The 15,224-nt window shown below is 32.6% G+C and carries 17 protein-coding genes; 7 read left to right on the top strand and 10 right to left on the bottom strand.

Features of this window, described 5'->3' with window-relative positions; all coding sequences use genetic code 11:
- The first annotated feature begins 183 nt into the window (after positions 1 to 183).
- Entirely contained in the window at positions 184 to 426 is a 243-nt protein-coding gene (locus Mjas_RS06810) for a hypothetical protein (RefSeq protein WP_421077416.1), read from the top strand.
- Between the two features lie 86 nt (positions 427 to 512).
- Here Mjas_RS06810 and Mjas_RS06805 read toward each other — a convergent pair whose 3' ends face one another.
- The 4 genes from Mjas_RS06805 to Mjas_RS06790 all read right to left on the bottom strand — a co-directional run bounded on the left by Mjas_RS06805 (position 513) and on the right by Mjas_RS06790 (position 4,017).
- Positions 513 to 938, bottom strand: a complete 426-nt coding sequence (locus Mjas_RS06805) for an EamA family transporter (RefSeq protein WP_421077415.1) — start codon at positions 936 to 938, stop codon at positions 513 to 515.
- A gap of 87 nt (positions 939 to 1,025) precedes the next feature.
- Entirely contained in the window at positions 1,026 to 2,597 is a 1,572-nt protein-coding gene (serA, locus tag Mjas_RS06800; RefSeq protein ID WP_421077414.1) for a phosphoglycerate dehydrogenase, read from the bottom strand.
- Positions 2,598 to 2,707: 110 nt separating this feature from the next.
- Entirely contained in the window at positions 2,708 to 3,739 is a 1,032-nt protein-coding gene (locus tag Mjas_RS06795; protein WP_421078599.1) for an RNA-guided endonuclease InsQ/TnpB family protein, read from the bottom strand.
- Entirely contained in the window at positions 3,736 to 4,017 is a 282-nt protein-coding gene (locus tag Mjas_RS06790) for a hypothetical protein (RefSeq protein ID WP_421077413.1), read from the bottom strand. The genes Mjas_RS06795 and Mjas_RS06790 overlap by 4 nt, the downstream gene beginning before the upstream one ends.
- Positions 4,018 to 4,367: 350 nt before the next feature.
- Here Mjas_RS06790 and Mjas_RS06785 point away from each other — a divergent pair, with 350 nt between their 5' ends.
- From Mjas_RS06785 to carA, 3 genes are all read left to right on the top strand, one after another.
- Entirely contained in the window at positions 4,368 to 4,955 is a 588-nt protein-coding gene (locus tag Mjas_RS06785) for a transposase (RefSeq protein WP_421077172.1), read from the top strand.
- A gap of 28 nt (positions 4,956 to 4,983) precedes the next feature.
- On the top strand, positions 4,984 to 5,223 hold the full coding sequence (locus tag Mjas_RS06780; RefSeq protein WP_421077171.1) for a hypothetical protein: 240 nt from the start codon (positions 4,984 to 4,986) through the stop codon (positions 5,221 to 5,223).
- A gap of 129 nt (positions 5,224 to 5,352) precedes the next feature.
- Positions 5,353 to 6,423: a glutamine-hydrolyzing carbamoyl-phosphate synthase small subunit gene (carA, locus tag Mjas_RS06775; protein WP_421077412.1), complete on the top strand. Its 1,071-nt coding sequence runs from the start codon at positions 5,353 to 5,355 to the stop codon at positions 6,421 to 6,423.
- A gap of 61 nt (positions 6,424 to 6,484) precedes the next feature.
- Here the strand turns inward: carA and Mjas_RS06770 are convergent, their stop codons facing one another.
- Together Mjas_RS06770 and aroA are read right to left on the bottom strand one after the other, a co-directional pair.
- Entirely contained in the window at positions 6,485 to 7,516 is a 1,032-nt protein-coding gene (locus Mjas_RS06770) for a M24 family metallopeptidase (RefSeq protein ID WP_421077411.1), read from the bottom strand.
- A gap of 96 nt (positions 7,517 to 7,612) precedes the next feature.
- Positions 7,613 to 8,911: a 3-phosphoshikimate 1-carboxyvinyltransferase gene (aroA, locus tag Mjas_RS06765; RefSeq protein ID WP_421077410.1), complete on the bottom strand. Its 1,299-nt coding sequence runs from the start codon at positions 8,909 to 8,911 to the stop codon at positions 7,613 to 7,615.
- Positions 8,912 to 9,071: 160 nt separating this feature from the next.
- Between aroA and glnA the strand changes: the two genes are divergently transcribed.
- Positions 9,072 to 10,418 (top strand): type I glutamate--ammonia ligase, encoded by a 1,347-nt coding sequence (gene glnA, locus Mjas_RS06760; RefSeq protein WP_421077409.1) that lies wholly within the window; start codon positions 9,072 to 9,074, stop codon positions 10,416 to 10,418.
- Between the two features lie 174 nt (positions 10,419 to 10,592).
- Here the strand turns inward: glnA and Mjas_RS06755 are convergent, their stop codons facing one another.
- The 4 genes from Mjas_RS06755 to Mjas_RS06740 form a co-directional block, all read right to left on the bottom strand.
- Complete coding sequence (locus tag Mjas_RS06755; RefSeq protein ID WP_421077408.1) at positions 10,593 to 10,730, bottom strand: hypothetical protein; 138 nt, start codon at positions 10,728 to 10,730, stop codon at positions 10,593 to 10,595.
- 93 nt (positions 10,731 to 10,823) lie between these two features.
- Positions 10,824 to 11,507, bottom strand: coding sequence for a hypothetical protein (locus tag Mjas_RS06750; RefSeq protein WP_421077407.1), 684 nt, complete (start codon positions 11,505 to 11,507; stop codon positions 10,824 to 10,826).
- Positions 11,508 to 11,620: 113 nt separating this feature from the next.
- Entirely contained in the window at positions 11,621 to 12,514 is an 894-nt protein-coding gene (locus tag Mjas_RS06745) for an inorganic phosphate transporter (protein WP_421077406.1), read from the bottom strand.
- Entirely contained in the window at positions 12,511 to 13,137 is a 627-nt protein-coding gene (locus Mjas_RS06740) for a TIGR00153 family protein (protein WP_421077405.1), read from the bottom strand. Before Mjas_RS06740 ends, Mjas_RS06745 begins: the two co-directional genes overlap by 4 nt.
- A 430-nt stretch (positions 13,138 to 13,567) precedes the next feature.
- Here Mjas_RS06740 and comA point away from each other — a divergent pair, with 430 nt between their 5' ends.
- Positions 13,568 to 14,326: a phosphosulfolactate synthase gene (gene comA / locus Mjas_RS06735; protein WP_421077404.1), complete on the top strand. Its 759-nt coding sequence runs from the start codon at positions 13,568 to 13,570 to the stop codon at positions 14,324 to 14,326.
- Positions 14,327 to 14,426: 100 nt separating this feature from the next.
- Entirely contained in the window at positions 14,427 to 15,206 is a 780-nt protein-coding gene (locus Mjas_RS06730; protein ID WP_421077403.1) for an ATP-binding cassette domain-containing protein, read from the top strand.
- Positions 15,207 to 15,224: the final 18 nt, after the last annotated feature.

Genomic DNA, 15,224 nt, shown 5'->3' with positions numbered 1-15,224 from the left:
TTTACAAAACTATGTTTTGTATAACGATTAAAATCGTTGGCTTTCTCGGCGGTTTATCGTAATAAAAAGTTGCGACCTTCCGAGCTCCTACGGAATATATCAACTCCTACGGAATATATCAAAAAACAAAATTTTATATATTAATAAATTACAAAATATTAAAATTAAAAGCATGGTGATACAGTGGTATCTGAAAATATAAAAAAGACCATTGAAGAAGTTCGAGCTCAGGCTCAAAAAGAAGGCAGATATATAGAATTAGTATCCACAGTAGAATATTTAATAGGTCTTGTAGAGCCGAGTAAAAGAGAGATATTTCAAAATGCAATGGAAGATGCGGAAGATATGGATGATGTAAATGAAATATTAAATGCACTAAAATTACAGCTTGGAGCTCAGGGGGCTAAAAAGTTATTGAAATTATAATTGATATAATGATTATATTAAATTAGATTTATTATTTTCTTTTTTCTTTTTTATGTATTTTTTAGATACTTCTTGATATGTGTTTTTTAACTGTTTAACGAAATTAATATAATTCCCACAATTATTAACACTATCCCAAATATTTGAAAAGCAGACAAATGCTCTTTTAGAAAAATCACTGCTAATATTGTAGTAATTGCTGGACCTATTGATGACAGTGGCACAACTATACTTGCCCTTCCCTTGTGCAATGTATAATACAAAAGCAGGCTACCAACTACAACCATTACAGCAGAAATTATCCCATATAAAAGTATTTTTCCGTGAAGTTGGTATATTCTTTGGGGTTCTTTTGCAATTATGGCCATACATAATATAATACCAACGATATTAACAATTATCCACTGTAAAAATGGGTCCTTTTCAGACACTATTTTTGCAAAAAATGTGCCAACACCATATAAAAATGCTATCACAAGTCCAGCTATAATTTCGTTGATATTTACCACCATTTTAGTTAGTTGAAAATTAAATTGAAAAAAATAAAATAAAAAATAATTATTCTAATAAGAATCTTGGATTCGCTGTTAATAAGTCAATTATAAGTCAATAACCTTAGCATCCTTAATATTTTCAAGTTTTTTTAGTTTTTCTATAACATCATCTGGAATCATATGGTCCACATTAAGCACCATTATACTTTCTCCGCCAGGTTCTTTCCTTCCAACCTGCATCCCTGCAATATTTACTCCGCAGTCCCCAAGTAATAGACCAACCTTACCAATCATACCGGGTCTATCTATGTGTTTAATCACGCAGATAATTCCTTCTGGTTTAATATCTACTTTATACCCATTTATTTCACGAAGAACAGGCCTGCCATCTGTTAATGACCCTACTATTGAAATTTCTTCTGTTTTTCCTTTTGCTATAATTTTTATGGCATTTCCATAATCGCTCTCTGATACGGTTCCTTCTACAATCTTTATATTTCTGTTCTTTGCTATTGTCGGTGCATTTATTAAATTAACTCCTGCAAGTAATATTGGTGATAAGATTCCCATTAAAAATGACCTTTTTATCATTTCGGTATCTTCTTTTGCGAGCTCACCCATGTATGTTAATTCTACTTTTTCTATCGATTTGTCCAGTAATTGTATTATCATATTGCCTATTTTCTCTGCAAGTATCATGTATGGTTTTAATTTACTCATCTTTTCCATAGGTAGCATAGGAAGATTTACAACATTTTCAGCAGGTTCTCCTTTCAATATCTTTACAACTTGTTCAGCTACGATTGTTCCAGCACTTTTCTGAGCTTCCACGGTTGAAGCTCCCTGATGTGGAGTTCCTATTACATTGTCTAGCTCCAACAGCGGGTTGTCCTTTGGTGGCTCCTGTTCGAATACATCAAGTGCCGCACTTCTTATTTTTTTGTCTTTTAAAGCTTCATAAAGGGCTTCCTCGTCAATTAAGCCACCTCTTGCACAATTTACAATTATGGCATTCTTTTTCATTAATGAAATTTGTTCTTTACTAATGATATGTTTAGTTTTTGGAGTTAATGGGACATGTAGCGTAATGAAATCACTTACCTGACATAATTCATTCACATCCATTAATTTAATACCCATATTTTTCGCAACCTCTGCTGGTATGTATGGGTCATATCCTACAATATTCATTCCAAAAGCCTTAGCCCTTTTTGCCACTTGCTGTCCTATTCTTCCCAATCCAACAATACCAAGGGTTTTCCCGTAGAGCTCTACACCTTTAAATGATTTTCTATCCCATTCGCCTCTCTTTAATGAGGCAGTTGCTTGGGGAATATTTCTTGCAGCTGAGAGCATGAATCCTATTGTTAATTCTGCTACTGATATTGATGAAGCATCCGGTGAATTAACTACTATAATCCCCTTTTCTGTTGCTGCCTGTAAATCAACATTATCTACTCCAACACCTGCCCTTGCGATAACTTTTAATTTTTCAGCTGCGTCGATTATATCTTTTGTAAGTTTTGTTCCACTTCTAATAACAATAGCGTCTGCATCCTTTATTTTTTCTTTTAACTCCTCTGGCGTTAAACCCGTGGCTATTTCTACATCGCCAACGTTTTTTAATATTTCAATTGCATCATCATGAATAGCATCAGTTATAAGTATCTTTGACATAAAATCACTCTCTTTCTAATTTTTAGTCATTATCTTTTATCAATATATGTTATTATATATTAAATATATAATCTATCTGACCTACTCCCACATTAAAATCGTGGGGTTCTTTAGCAGGGTCTAACCCTACATGGGTGGCCAAACCCACTACCCCTACCCATTAACGGGTTCAGGGCTACGCTACATGAAAATACTTTTTTTAAAATATTCAAAGCCCCGTTAATGTCTGCATTCAAAACCATACCACACTCACTACAAACATACAAACCCCTGTACTTCCTATTACTCTTTTTAACTACACCACAATTACTACAAGTTTGAGAAGTATAAGATTCATTAACCTGTTCTACTGTTAATCCCTTTTCTTCTGCTTTATACATTATCATACTTACTAACCTACCAAAAGGTATCTTGTGTATTTTCTCGTTGTTCTTTCTACCAATATTAATATTTGAAATACCTTTGTTTAACTCGCCGATTACAATCCTTGAAACTTTATTTTCCACTGCAAAATCGATAATCATTTTACTTATTTTATGTAGATAATCCTTAGTATAATTCTTTTCCCTTACTGTTAAGCGGGATAATCGTTTATTATATTTTAACTCTTGCTTTGTTAGGGTAGATTGGATTTTTCCTTTACTTTTAGCAAACCATCGGAATTTAGAAATTAACCTTCTTCCATCATAGATTACTGCTTTCACCAACTGATGTTGGTGAGTAGCGAAAACCGAAGGTTTTCGCCTGATGCCCGTGTTAGTTACTGTGGTTGCTAAATTCTTAATTCCTAAATCAATACTTAGTATATTACCTTCTTTGATAGGTTCTTGAATTACTGGTTTCTTATGGATTAAGTGAAGTATGTGGTAGGTTATCCCATAGATGGTCTGCGGAACTATCTCAACTTCTTTAACCTGCGTGGTATCAAGCGGTAGAGTTTTCGATAAATCTACCCATAAGTACTTGGACTTGATAACATGCTTTTCTTTGAGATAGTTTTTAGTTTGTTTTGATAGGGATAACCTTAACTTATTGCCTATGATTTTGAAACCTTGTTTCTTCCATTTTACTGGAAAGTGTCCATCTTTTGGTTGGTATCGTGGTCTTTTAGTGTGCTGTTTGAAGTAGTTTTGCCATGCTATCGCTTGCGTAGCAAGCGAGCAACGAAAACCGAAGGTTTTCGTCTAATTGAGAGTTTTTGACATACTGCCTGTGCTGATTGTGAGTGTAGGTTTTTAAACCAGAAGTTATCCTTCATTTGAACATCTATTTTATTTGGTTCAATGTTTTGTAGTATTACTTCATAATTGGATGTATTCCAGAGTTTTGATGCTGAGTAGGTTAAATGGTTTATGATTGTTAATTGTTCATTATTTAAACTTCTGGTTAGGTTTATTGTCAGCACTCTGGTTACTTGCATGGAATTCACCATAGTTCTTATAAATATAGTTTATATATTCAATTACAGATAATTTTTGATTGTGTGGAATATAGAATGTCCGCCTCTCATCCAATCTCGTAAGAGATTTTACAAAACTATGTTTTGTATAACGACTGAAGTCGTTGGCTTTCCCGGCGGTTTATCGTAAAATTCTTTTTATATATTCATCATTTTCTTTTATATTAAATCTCGTATAATGTTTAAATTATTTAAATTATTAACTCTAAATAAAATAAAAGATTAATATTAAATATGTTATGATATAATTATTAGTATGGGTCAAAATATATAACCTATACTAAATATAATATTATAAAAAAGACGATAATATGAAGGCTGAGGAAGTGGTAAATGAGATAATTACATCAGATTTAATTGACCGAATCCCTAAACGAAGAAAGGTAGGGAGAAAAGGATATAATTTAGAGTTGAGGCTTAAACTATTAGTGTATGCCTTTTTAAAAGGCATACATTCAAATAGAGCGTTAGTATTACACTTACAAAATAATCCACAGATTTTAACTGCATTAGGATTTAAATCCTGCCCTGGTAGAAGAACCATCGATAGATGGAAAAAATCCCTAGATGAAGAATTGCATGCAATAATTACTTTATTAGGTGATAAATATATTGAACTAAATAATCCTGAATGGTCAATATACGATAGCACTCCAATAAAAGACGAAACAGATATTGAGGGAAAGATAGGATATAACAGTGTAGGAATGTTTAAAGGCTTTAAATTACATTTAGCAGTAGATAAGTTAGGAATACCATTAAGAGCAGAATTTACCACAGCAAATACTCACGATTGTAAAGTAGCTGATAAATTATTAGTACCTACCAAAAAGTCCTGTGCAGATGCAGGCTATGATTCAAAAGATTTAAAAAAAAGCGATAGAATTATACAAAAATGAACTAATAACAGCACATAATCCACGGAGATTGGGTAGGAAAAATAAAAAGAAACTTCCTTCGGAAGTTTCTAAGATAAGAGTTAAAATAGAGCACACCAATTCAATATTAAAGAACCGATTTATGAATAAGTTTTGGATTAATATCAAAGGTTATATTCGTAAAAAAGTATTCTGTCTCTGTGCAGTAGTTTCTGCACAGGTTTTAGCACTATATAATCTCATTACCAGAGGTTATCCTTATATGAAGGTATTAGAGGTTAGAGTGTAATATGACCCACACTAATTAATATTAAATATGTTATGATATAATTATGATATAATCATCATGTAATTTATAATTATAAACACTATGAAAATATAAAGTTGATATAAATTATTAAATATAATTGGTGAGAAATTGTATGGAATTTTAGTTTTAGAAGATGGAACAGTTTTAAAAGGAAAAGGATTTGGAGCAGAAAAGGAAGTTTTAGGAGAACTGGTATTTAACACAAGTATGACCGGTTATGTGGAAATACTCACAGACCCTTCTTATAAAGGGCAGATTATTACAATGACATACCCATTGGAAGGAAACTACGGAGTTAGTGAATCATGGTTTGAATCAGATGGTATAAAAGCGGAAGGATTTGTTATAAAAGACCTAACTGGAAACGAATTAGATGAATTCTTAAAAAAATACGATGTTCCCGGGATATGCAACATAGATACAAGATTTATTACAAGAAGGATAAGGTCAAAAGGTGTTGTAAGAGCTCTCCTAAAAACCTCATCAGAACCTATTGATGATTCAGAAATTGAAAAATACATTGAGATGGCAAAAAGTCATAAGGATTTATCTGAAATTGATTTAGTGCCAGAAGTATCAACAAAAGAAACTGTAATCCACGAAGCAGAAGATGAAGTGGCAAAATGCGTATTAATTGACTGTGGTGTTAAAACAAGCATAATAGATTGTTTAGTGGAGAGAAACTGCACAGTAATTCAGGTGCCATACAACACACCAGCGGATGAAATATTGAGCTACAACCCAGATTTTGTAATGGTATCAAATGGTCCAGGAGACCCGAGCTCTGTTAAGGAAACAATAGACACTGTAAAATCCTTAATAGGAAAAGTGCCAATTACAGGAATCTGTTTAGGTCATCAAATCATCACCCTTGCACTTGGCGGTGAGACTTACAAAATGAAGTTTGGACACAGAGGAGGAAACCAGCCAGTAAAGAATTTAGAGGAAGATAGAGTATATATTACATCTCAAAATCATGGATTTGCCACAAAAAGCGAGTCCATGCCAAAAGATGCAGAAGTATTCCATATTAACTTAAACGACAACACAGTTGAAGGTTTAAGAATAAAGGACAAAAACATATTGTGTGTCCAATACCACCCAGAGGCAGGACCTGGACCTCATGATGCAAGGTTTTTGTTTGATGAGATGATTAAATTGGGAATAGAAAATAAATAATAAAAATAATAATAAAAAATAAAATTAATATTTAATCGGAGCGAAGCGAAGAGCAACGAAATCACAAAGTGATTTCGTCTAATATTTTTGCATTACTCAATTTTTTAAATCCATTCTTTTTAACAACATATAAATCTTCAATTCTTATTCCAAAATCGTCTAAATAAATACCTGGTTCTATTGTAATTACCATACCTTCTTTTAAAATAATATCTTCCTTAACCTTTGAAGAAACTGATGGTTCTTCATGAACCTCTACACCAACACCATGACCTAAGGAGTGAATGAAATATTTTTCATACTTGCCCATGGATTTTCTTGCTATTGAGTCGAGCTCCTTTACTGAAATTCCTTCTTTAAGATACTGTTCTGCTTCATTTTTTGCATTATGAACAATGTTGTATATATCCCTATATCTCTCATCTGGATTTAAAATAACTGTTCTTGTAATATCTGAGCAATAACCTTCATAAGTTGCCCCAATATCCATCAGAAGTATATTTTTAATTACTGCATCAGAAGGAGCTCCGTGAGGTAGTGCTGTTTTTTTATCTGAAATTGCTATTGTGTCAAAGGATGGTTTTATACTACCTTCTTTTTTCATAATATACTCAATCTCTGCGGCGAGCTCATTTTCAGTAATTGGTTTATCTGAATTTAATATAAACTCTGTTGCATACTCGACTGCTTTATCGCTTATTTTAGATGCCTTTTGGATTAGTTCGATTTCCCTATCGTTTTTTATTGCTCGCATTTCTCTTATTTTGTCGGATATTAGTTTATAATTCTTATCAAGATATTTCAAAAATTTTAAAGGAAGGGAATCCTCAACACCATCGCATCCCTTAAATACCTCTTCAATTTTTTCGAACAACTCGATATCAAGGTATTTGTTTTTATATGTTAGAGCTCCCCTATATTCCAGTTTTGGAACTTTCAAAACTGCCCTATCTTCCTCTGCATCAAAAACTAAAACCGAAAATGTTGGGGGATATTTTTCTAAAAAATAATTTATATTTTCCTTTTTTAAAACTATGGCTTTCTTTATGTTGTTTTCACTTAAATAATTTAAAAAATCTTTTATTTTATTCATCGTATCCCTACTTTAATTTTAATTTAATTTTAAAGACAATGAATGTAAAAGGAATATAAAATAAAAATTAAAACGAACTAAAATAAATGTATGTATTTAACACAGTGTAATATTTGCTCCAATTGACTTCATTACATCCACGAAGTTTGGGAATGATATTTTAACGGCATCTTCCCCTTTTATTATTGTTTTGCCTTCTGCCATCATTCCAGCAATTGTGAAAGCCATTACAAGCCTGTGGTCGTGGTATGTTTCCAGTTCTGCACCTTTTAATTTTCCGACACCTTCAATTACAAGACCATCAGGTTTTTCAGTTATTTTTGCCCCCATCTTTGTTAATTCTTTTGCACAGGCATTTAGTCGGTCGCATTCCTTTAATCTAACATGCTCTCCATTGTATATTGTGGTTTTACCTTCCGCAAAGCATCCTAACACCGCAATAGTTGGCACTAAATCAGGTATATTTTTTACATCTATATCTATACCTTTTAGTTTATGGGGTCCATTGATTATGACTTTATCATTTTTAACTTCAATATCTGCCCCCATTTCTTTAACTATGTTTATTATTTCCTTATCTCCTTGCTTTGAGTCCTTAAATAAATTGTTTATAGTTAATTCTGAATTTAAAAGAACTCCTGCGGCTACAAGATATGATGCTGATGAATAGTCTCCTTCTACTGTGTAGTTGCAAGGTTTGTATTTCTGATTTCCTTCAATAAAAAATCCTTTTTCATTTTCTTCTTCCAAAGGTTTAACGGTTATTCCAAACTTACTAAGAACATCGATTGTTATGTCCAAATATGGTGCAGATTTTAAAGGAGTTGTTAAAATTATCTTTGAATCATCTTTGGCAAATGGCAATGTCATCATTAATGATGTGATGAATTGAGAGCTCATATCGCCCCTTATCTTAACAATGTTATTTTTTATCTCACCACTTTTAACAATAATTGGGGCAGTTCCATCCATTTTTGATGAAAAAGCTTCAATACCGAGCTGTTTTAAGGCATCCAGTAGCGGTTGCATAGGTCTTTTTCTTATGGATTCATCTCCTGTTAATACGGCATATCCATTTGGTATTTGGGATGAAATCCCTGTTAAAATCCTTAGGGTTGTTCCGCTGTTCCCAATATCGATTATATTGTCAGGAGTTTTTGGGTTGTTATTGTTTCCTTCCACAATCCATTTATTTTCATCTTCGGTGTTTATGTGAGCTCCGAGCATTCTTGCACCATGAACTGATGAAAGACAGTCGGCACTGTTTAACGGATTCTTTATCTCTGAAATTCCATCAGATAGAGATGCACATATTACTGCCCTATGAGTGTATGATTTTGAAGGAGGGGCATAGATATTTCCTTTTATCTTATCGGTTTTTTCCACTATTATCATATAATCACCAAATATGCTAATTCTATTTATTATACTGATAATATAATGATGATATTCTATTAATAATATATTATTTATAAAAGTAGATTATAAAACCGTAAATTATATATATTTAAAATCGGAAATTTATTTCCGATAATCTATAAACGAGGTGTAATAGATGACCACTGTTGAACAAGCATTGGAATACATAAAGGCAAATGATGTTAAGTTTTTAAGATTCCAATTTGTAGATTTGTTGGGCGTTCCAAAAAATGTAGCATATCCAGTAAAATCAGGAGAGAAAGGACTCGATGAATTGAGAGATGTTTTAACTGATGGATTATACTTTGATGGTTCATCAATTGAAGGATTTGTTTCCATCGATTGCTCAGACATGATATTAAAGCCAGATTTATCAACATTATCCGTTCTCCCATGGAGACCTGCTGAAAAATCAGTGGCAAGAGTTATCTGTGATGTATATAAAACAGATGGAAAACCATTCGAGGGAGACCCAAGAGGATGCTTAAAGAGAATCATGGGCAAACTTAAAGAAGAAATGAACGGAGACTACTTCGTAGGTCCAGAACCAGAATTCTTCTTAGTAAAACCAGACCCACACAACCCACACAAAATGGTTCCAGCTGATGATGGAGCATACTTCGACTTGGAACCATTGGATGATGCACCAAACATCAGAAGGGACATAGTATTTGCTTTGGAAAACTTAGGATTCCATGTTGAAGCTTCCCACCACGAAGTTGCACCAGGTCAGCACGAAGTAGATTTCAAATTTGACGATGCTCTTAAAACAGCTGACAGTGTAATTACATTCAAAACAACAATCAAAATGATTGCTAAACAATACGGATTTATGGCAACATTCATGCCAAAACCATTCTTCGGTATGAACGGTAGCGGTATGCACTGCCACCAGAGTATATGGTTAAATGGAGAACCTTCATTCTACGATGAAAGCGCACCATACCAGTTAAGTGAAACCTGTATGAACTATGTTGCAGGTATATTAGAACACGCTAAGGCAATTGTAGCAGTTACAAACCCAACAGTCAACTCATACAAAAGGCTTGTTCCAGGATACGAAGCTCCTGTAAATATTGCATGGGCAAACTCAAACAGAAGTGCTATTATCAGAGTTCCTGCTGCAAGAGGCAAAGGAACAAGAATCGAGTTCAGAGCTCCTGACCCATCATGCAACCCATACTTAGCATTCACAGTAATGCTTGCTGCTGGTTTAGATGGTATCAAGAAGAAATTAGATGCACCAGAACCAGTTGAAAGAAACATCTTTGCAATGAGTGAAGCTGAGAAGAAAGAGCTCGGTATTGAATCAGTTCCAGCTAACTTAAAAGAAGCACTCGATGAACTAGAAAACAACACAGTATTAAAAGAAGCTCTCGGAAAACACATATTCGAAAACTTCTTAGAAATAAAAACAGCTGAATGGGACAGTTTCAGAACATCAGTAACAGACTGGGAAACAAACGCATACTTAAAAATCTAATTAAATTATTATTTTTTTCTTCTTTTTATTGTAATTAGTAAAATGATGGATATAAACACGCTATCTCACTTATTTTTTTAGATAATAATGAGGTTGTCGAATAATTGAATTTGTAATTTTATTCAGTATCATATGTTAATACTAATACTCTCATTAGTGTTAATACGTTATGCACTATCGCAGTAGCAATAGTGCTTTTACATCTCTGCTATCCGCCAACCTGTCATCTAATTTTAACCTGTTTTTAGTCTCCAGCCCTCCAAATATGGATTCTACTATCCCCCGAAGGCGATACCAATCCTTGTTAAACATGCTCTTAATGGTTTTTCTAACTTTGCTAATATGATACTTCCACTTGAATTCTTTTGTTTTAACTATTGGAGTGATATTGTGTTGTAGTAAATATTAAAACAATTCACAGCAATCATATCCTCCATCAGCCAGTAGATATTCATTATCTAAAAAATCAATCTGTTTAACCATTTCCAATAGGTTGGCACTATCGGAACTATAACCTCCGCCCCAACGGGCGGAGATTATTGGAATATATCCTTGTTCTGGATAGTATGATGCTAGAACATGCAATTTATCATGCACCAATCGTTTAGTACGTTTCCCTCCGTGAATGCACTCATAGTATAACCTATTTATGGAAACTCCTGTTGAGTCTGCCATATATAGTTTGTTGGAGGGCTGAGTTAGTAGATTATCTATAATCGTATATGTAAAAGTGAGTAAATTGGATAGAAACTCATTATCCATCCGTTTAAATGCTTTACCGTATGTGGAATGGTCAATATGTTTGTTATGTAATGTATTTGAGAGTGTCTCTAAATCCCTTAAACTTAGTTTGTAGATATGTTTTAATATTAGAACTACCACATATTCATTATAGGGTAGGGCAGATACCCTACCAACCTTTCGTCCTTCGGTAGAAGGACGATTCAGCATGTTTGTAATGGATAAAATCAACGTATAAGTAGTTCTTAGGTCGTATTTCTTATATCTAAGGTCGTATATTCTCCAGTATCCTTTTGTCTTAGGATTGGTCTTTTTCTTTTCTATTTTCTTTTTTATATTCCCCTTCATAACATGTATTATATGTTATTGATAATTTAATATTTTTCGACAACCTCGATAATAATTAAATGAAAATAAAGGAATAATAAAAATAAAATATAAAAGATGCATTCTATTTTTATCTATTTTAATATTTCAATCAAATAACCAACAATCAATGCAAAACTTGGGGCAGAAACCCACCCTAATACAATATTTGACAATGTTTTCCATTTAACTGTTTTGATACCCTTTGTTAATCCAACTCCCACAACACCGCCGATTATTGCCTGAGTTGTGGAAACTGGCATTCCAAACTGCGTAAATACAAAAACGCTTATTCCTGCGGATAACTGTGCCACAAATGCCGCCAGTGGACTTAATTTAACAAGATTCATACCAACAGTTTCAGAAACTCCCTTCCCAAACAACAGAGCTCCGATTATAAGGGCAATTCCCCCCATAAAAAAAACATATGTATTATCCGATATTGCACCAAGGGCTGTGGGAAGGTCATTTGAACCTAAATTATATGCTATAAGCCCCCCACTTAATATTAATCCATATTTTAATAATTCTACTCTTTTTAAGATAGGTATGTTTGAGTGTTCAAACAATTTATAAAGTATAAAGGAAATTAATGCAGTTAATACTGGTGAAGTTATCCAACTTCCAATAATTTTCATAAATAACTCCATGTTTGCGGAGCTCATGTTCAATCCAACCAATGCACATACAATTACTTGGTGGGTAGATATTGGTATTTTTTTGTAGGTAATTACTGTGATAATTAACCCTGCAATAACCAATGAAGGAACAATATTTCCCGATACTATGGAGCTCACTGTATGCCCCACATTGTGAGCATTTAAACATCCCAATAACACAAATACTCCAAATATTAACACTAATTTTTTATAGCTCATTAAATTTGCTCCAACTGATGTGCCAAGAGCATTTGCTGTGTCATTTGCCCCAATTACGAATGCAATGTATATCCCACTTAATAGAGCTATTGATTCCAGTATGTTAATCACCGATAACTTAGATATATTATTTGAAATTCATCAGCCACATTTTCGATATAATCGCTTATCTCAGTTATCCTATCTACAAAATCACTCATAAGTTTCCCTTCCCAAAAGGAGTTTATTTCCATATTCACCATATATCTATAAATTTCATGATGAATATCATCAATTTCTTCTTCTCCTGCTTTTATGTCTTTTATATGTTTTTTAAAATCACCCCCGTTTTCAAACACATCTATTAAATTATCCATTGAGTTTAGCATGTTTAAGGATATATTTAATATTAATTTGCACTTTTCCTTGATAGTTTCATCTAAATCAAAAGTCATCAAATCATATATCAGAGCTCCGTGCTTAATACTATCAAGGACTTCATCAAGAATTTCAATTGAATAATTTAATTCTTTCTTCATGCTGGGCAAAAATGCTTCATAGAGATTTAATATTACTCTTTTTCTTATTTCATCCCCTTCTTTTTCAAGTTTTACAATTTCACGTAATTTATTATCGCTCTTATCATCAATATATTCATCCAATAATTTAATACTATCAATAGATAGGGAAACATGAGTTTTTAATAGATTTATAACTTCTTTTTCAGGTTTTCTTTTAAAGAGAAATATGGTCAAATTACCGCCCCCGATATTTAATCATCTAATGTATGTTTAACATAGTTTAATACATTTAATTGGGCTTTTAAATTATTATTTTAAATTATTATTTTGTTTATAATATATATCAAATATAAATAAAAACCTATTGCCAACGGAGAAAATACACATAACTTTAAAATTGTTTTTTTGAAATCAAATTGTTTTAGTTTGTGGAGAAAAATCAAATGAATATCTACTCTTCCTTTTTTATACCATTCCTTTTTATCATATGTGTGTCTATATTGTTATCATAGTAAAAATCAAATCAAAAAATATATAAAATATTAATCCTATAATAACTAAAAATTATACTTTAATATATATTTAATATCAAAATTTTCTTATAAGATAAAAAGAATATAAATGAAAATAATAAGATAAAAAGTTAAAATAAAAAGGCGATAATATGAATGCATTTGGTTTTTTAGATATTGAAAGAGAAAAGGGCATTACAATGGTTTTGGACAAGGGGCTCTCCCCTGATTTTGTAAAAGATTATTTGAAAGTTTGCGGAAAATACATAACCTTTATTAAATTTGGCTGGGGAACAAGTGCAGTTCAGGATAGGGACATTGTAAAAGAAAAGATAGGAAATTACAAAGAATACGGAATAAAAGTATATCCCGGCGGAACTTTATTTGAGGTTTGTTTTTCAAGAGGAATATTTGATGAATATTTAAATGAATGTAAGGAGCTCGGTTTTGAAGCTGTGGAAATATCTAATGGTTCAATGGATTTAAGTTTGGAAGATAGAAAAAATGCCATAAAAAAGGCAAAGGATGAAGGATTTATCGTTTTAACAGAAGTTGGAAAAAAGAGTATAGAAAAGGACAAGGAATTGAGCATAATGGATAGAATAAATCTAATAAATGAGGACTTAAAAGCAGGAGCAGATTATGTAATTATCGAAGGTAGGGAAAGCGGAAAATCCATCGGATTATTCGATAAAGAAGGAAATGTAAAGGTGTCTGAATTTGAAACCCTAATTAATAATGTCCCAGTTGAAAAAATCATATTTGAAGCACCAAATAAGAATCAGCAGGTTGAATTTATATTAAAAGTTGGAAATGATGTTAATTTAGGAAATATAGCTTACGATGAAGTAATATCCCTTGAAACACTCAGAAGAGGATTAAGGGGAGATACTTTTGGAAAAATACAGTGAATAATTGGTAATTGGTAATTGGCAATGGTAATAATAATTAACCAACAAATAATAATTAAATAAATAGATGAAATATAATTATATAAAAATATGTGATACTATGGATATAAATGAAATTACGATAATTGGCGGATACAACAAATTTGGAGAGCCAGAGGCTGTTAGGGAATTAACTGTAAAAAAAGGAGAAATATTTGGTGTTGTAGGTCCAACAGGTAGTGGAAAATCAAATTTAATAAGCGATATTGAGCAGTTAGCACAGGGGGATACCCTTTCAAGAAGAAAAATATTGATAAATGGGGAAGTTCCACCAGTTGATATGAGAAGAGACCCAAGAAAAAGAAGGATAGCTCAATTATCCCAAAACATGAACTTTTTAGCAGACATGACTGTTGAAGAGTTCCTATTGATGCACGCAAAAAGTAGAGGCATAGAAAAAGAAGGAATAGTAGATGAAATAATAAATTTAGCAAATAAATTAACAGGAGAACCGATTAAAAAGGACTATAACTTAACGATTTTAAGCGGTGGGCAGTCAAGAAGTTTAATGGTTGCAGATGTGGCAGTTATAAGTGATTCTCCTATTGTATTAATCGATGAGATAGAAAACGCAGGGATTAAGAAGCATGAGGCTTTGGAGCTCCTTGCAGGTTATGGAAAAATTGTGATGGTAATTACCCATGACCCAGTTTTAGCACTTATGACAGATAGAAGGGTTGTAATGAAAAACGGCGGGATGTCTGAAATTATTGAAACTACCGAGGAAGAAAAAGAAGTTTCAAAGAAATTAAATGACATAGACAACTGGATGCTGTCAATGAGAGAAAAAATAAGGCATGGCGAGAGATTGGCATTGGAAGATATAGAATTTACAGTATAAGGTGAAATAATGGATAAT

Source organism: Methanothermococcus jasoni (assembly GCF_049075655.1).
GTDB lineage: Archaea > AGJL01 > Methanococci > Methanococcales > Methanococcaceae > Methanofervidicoccus.
This window is presented reverse-complemented; position numbering and strand designations above follow the sequence as displayed.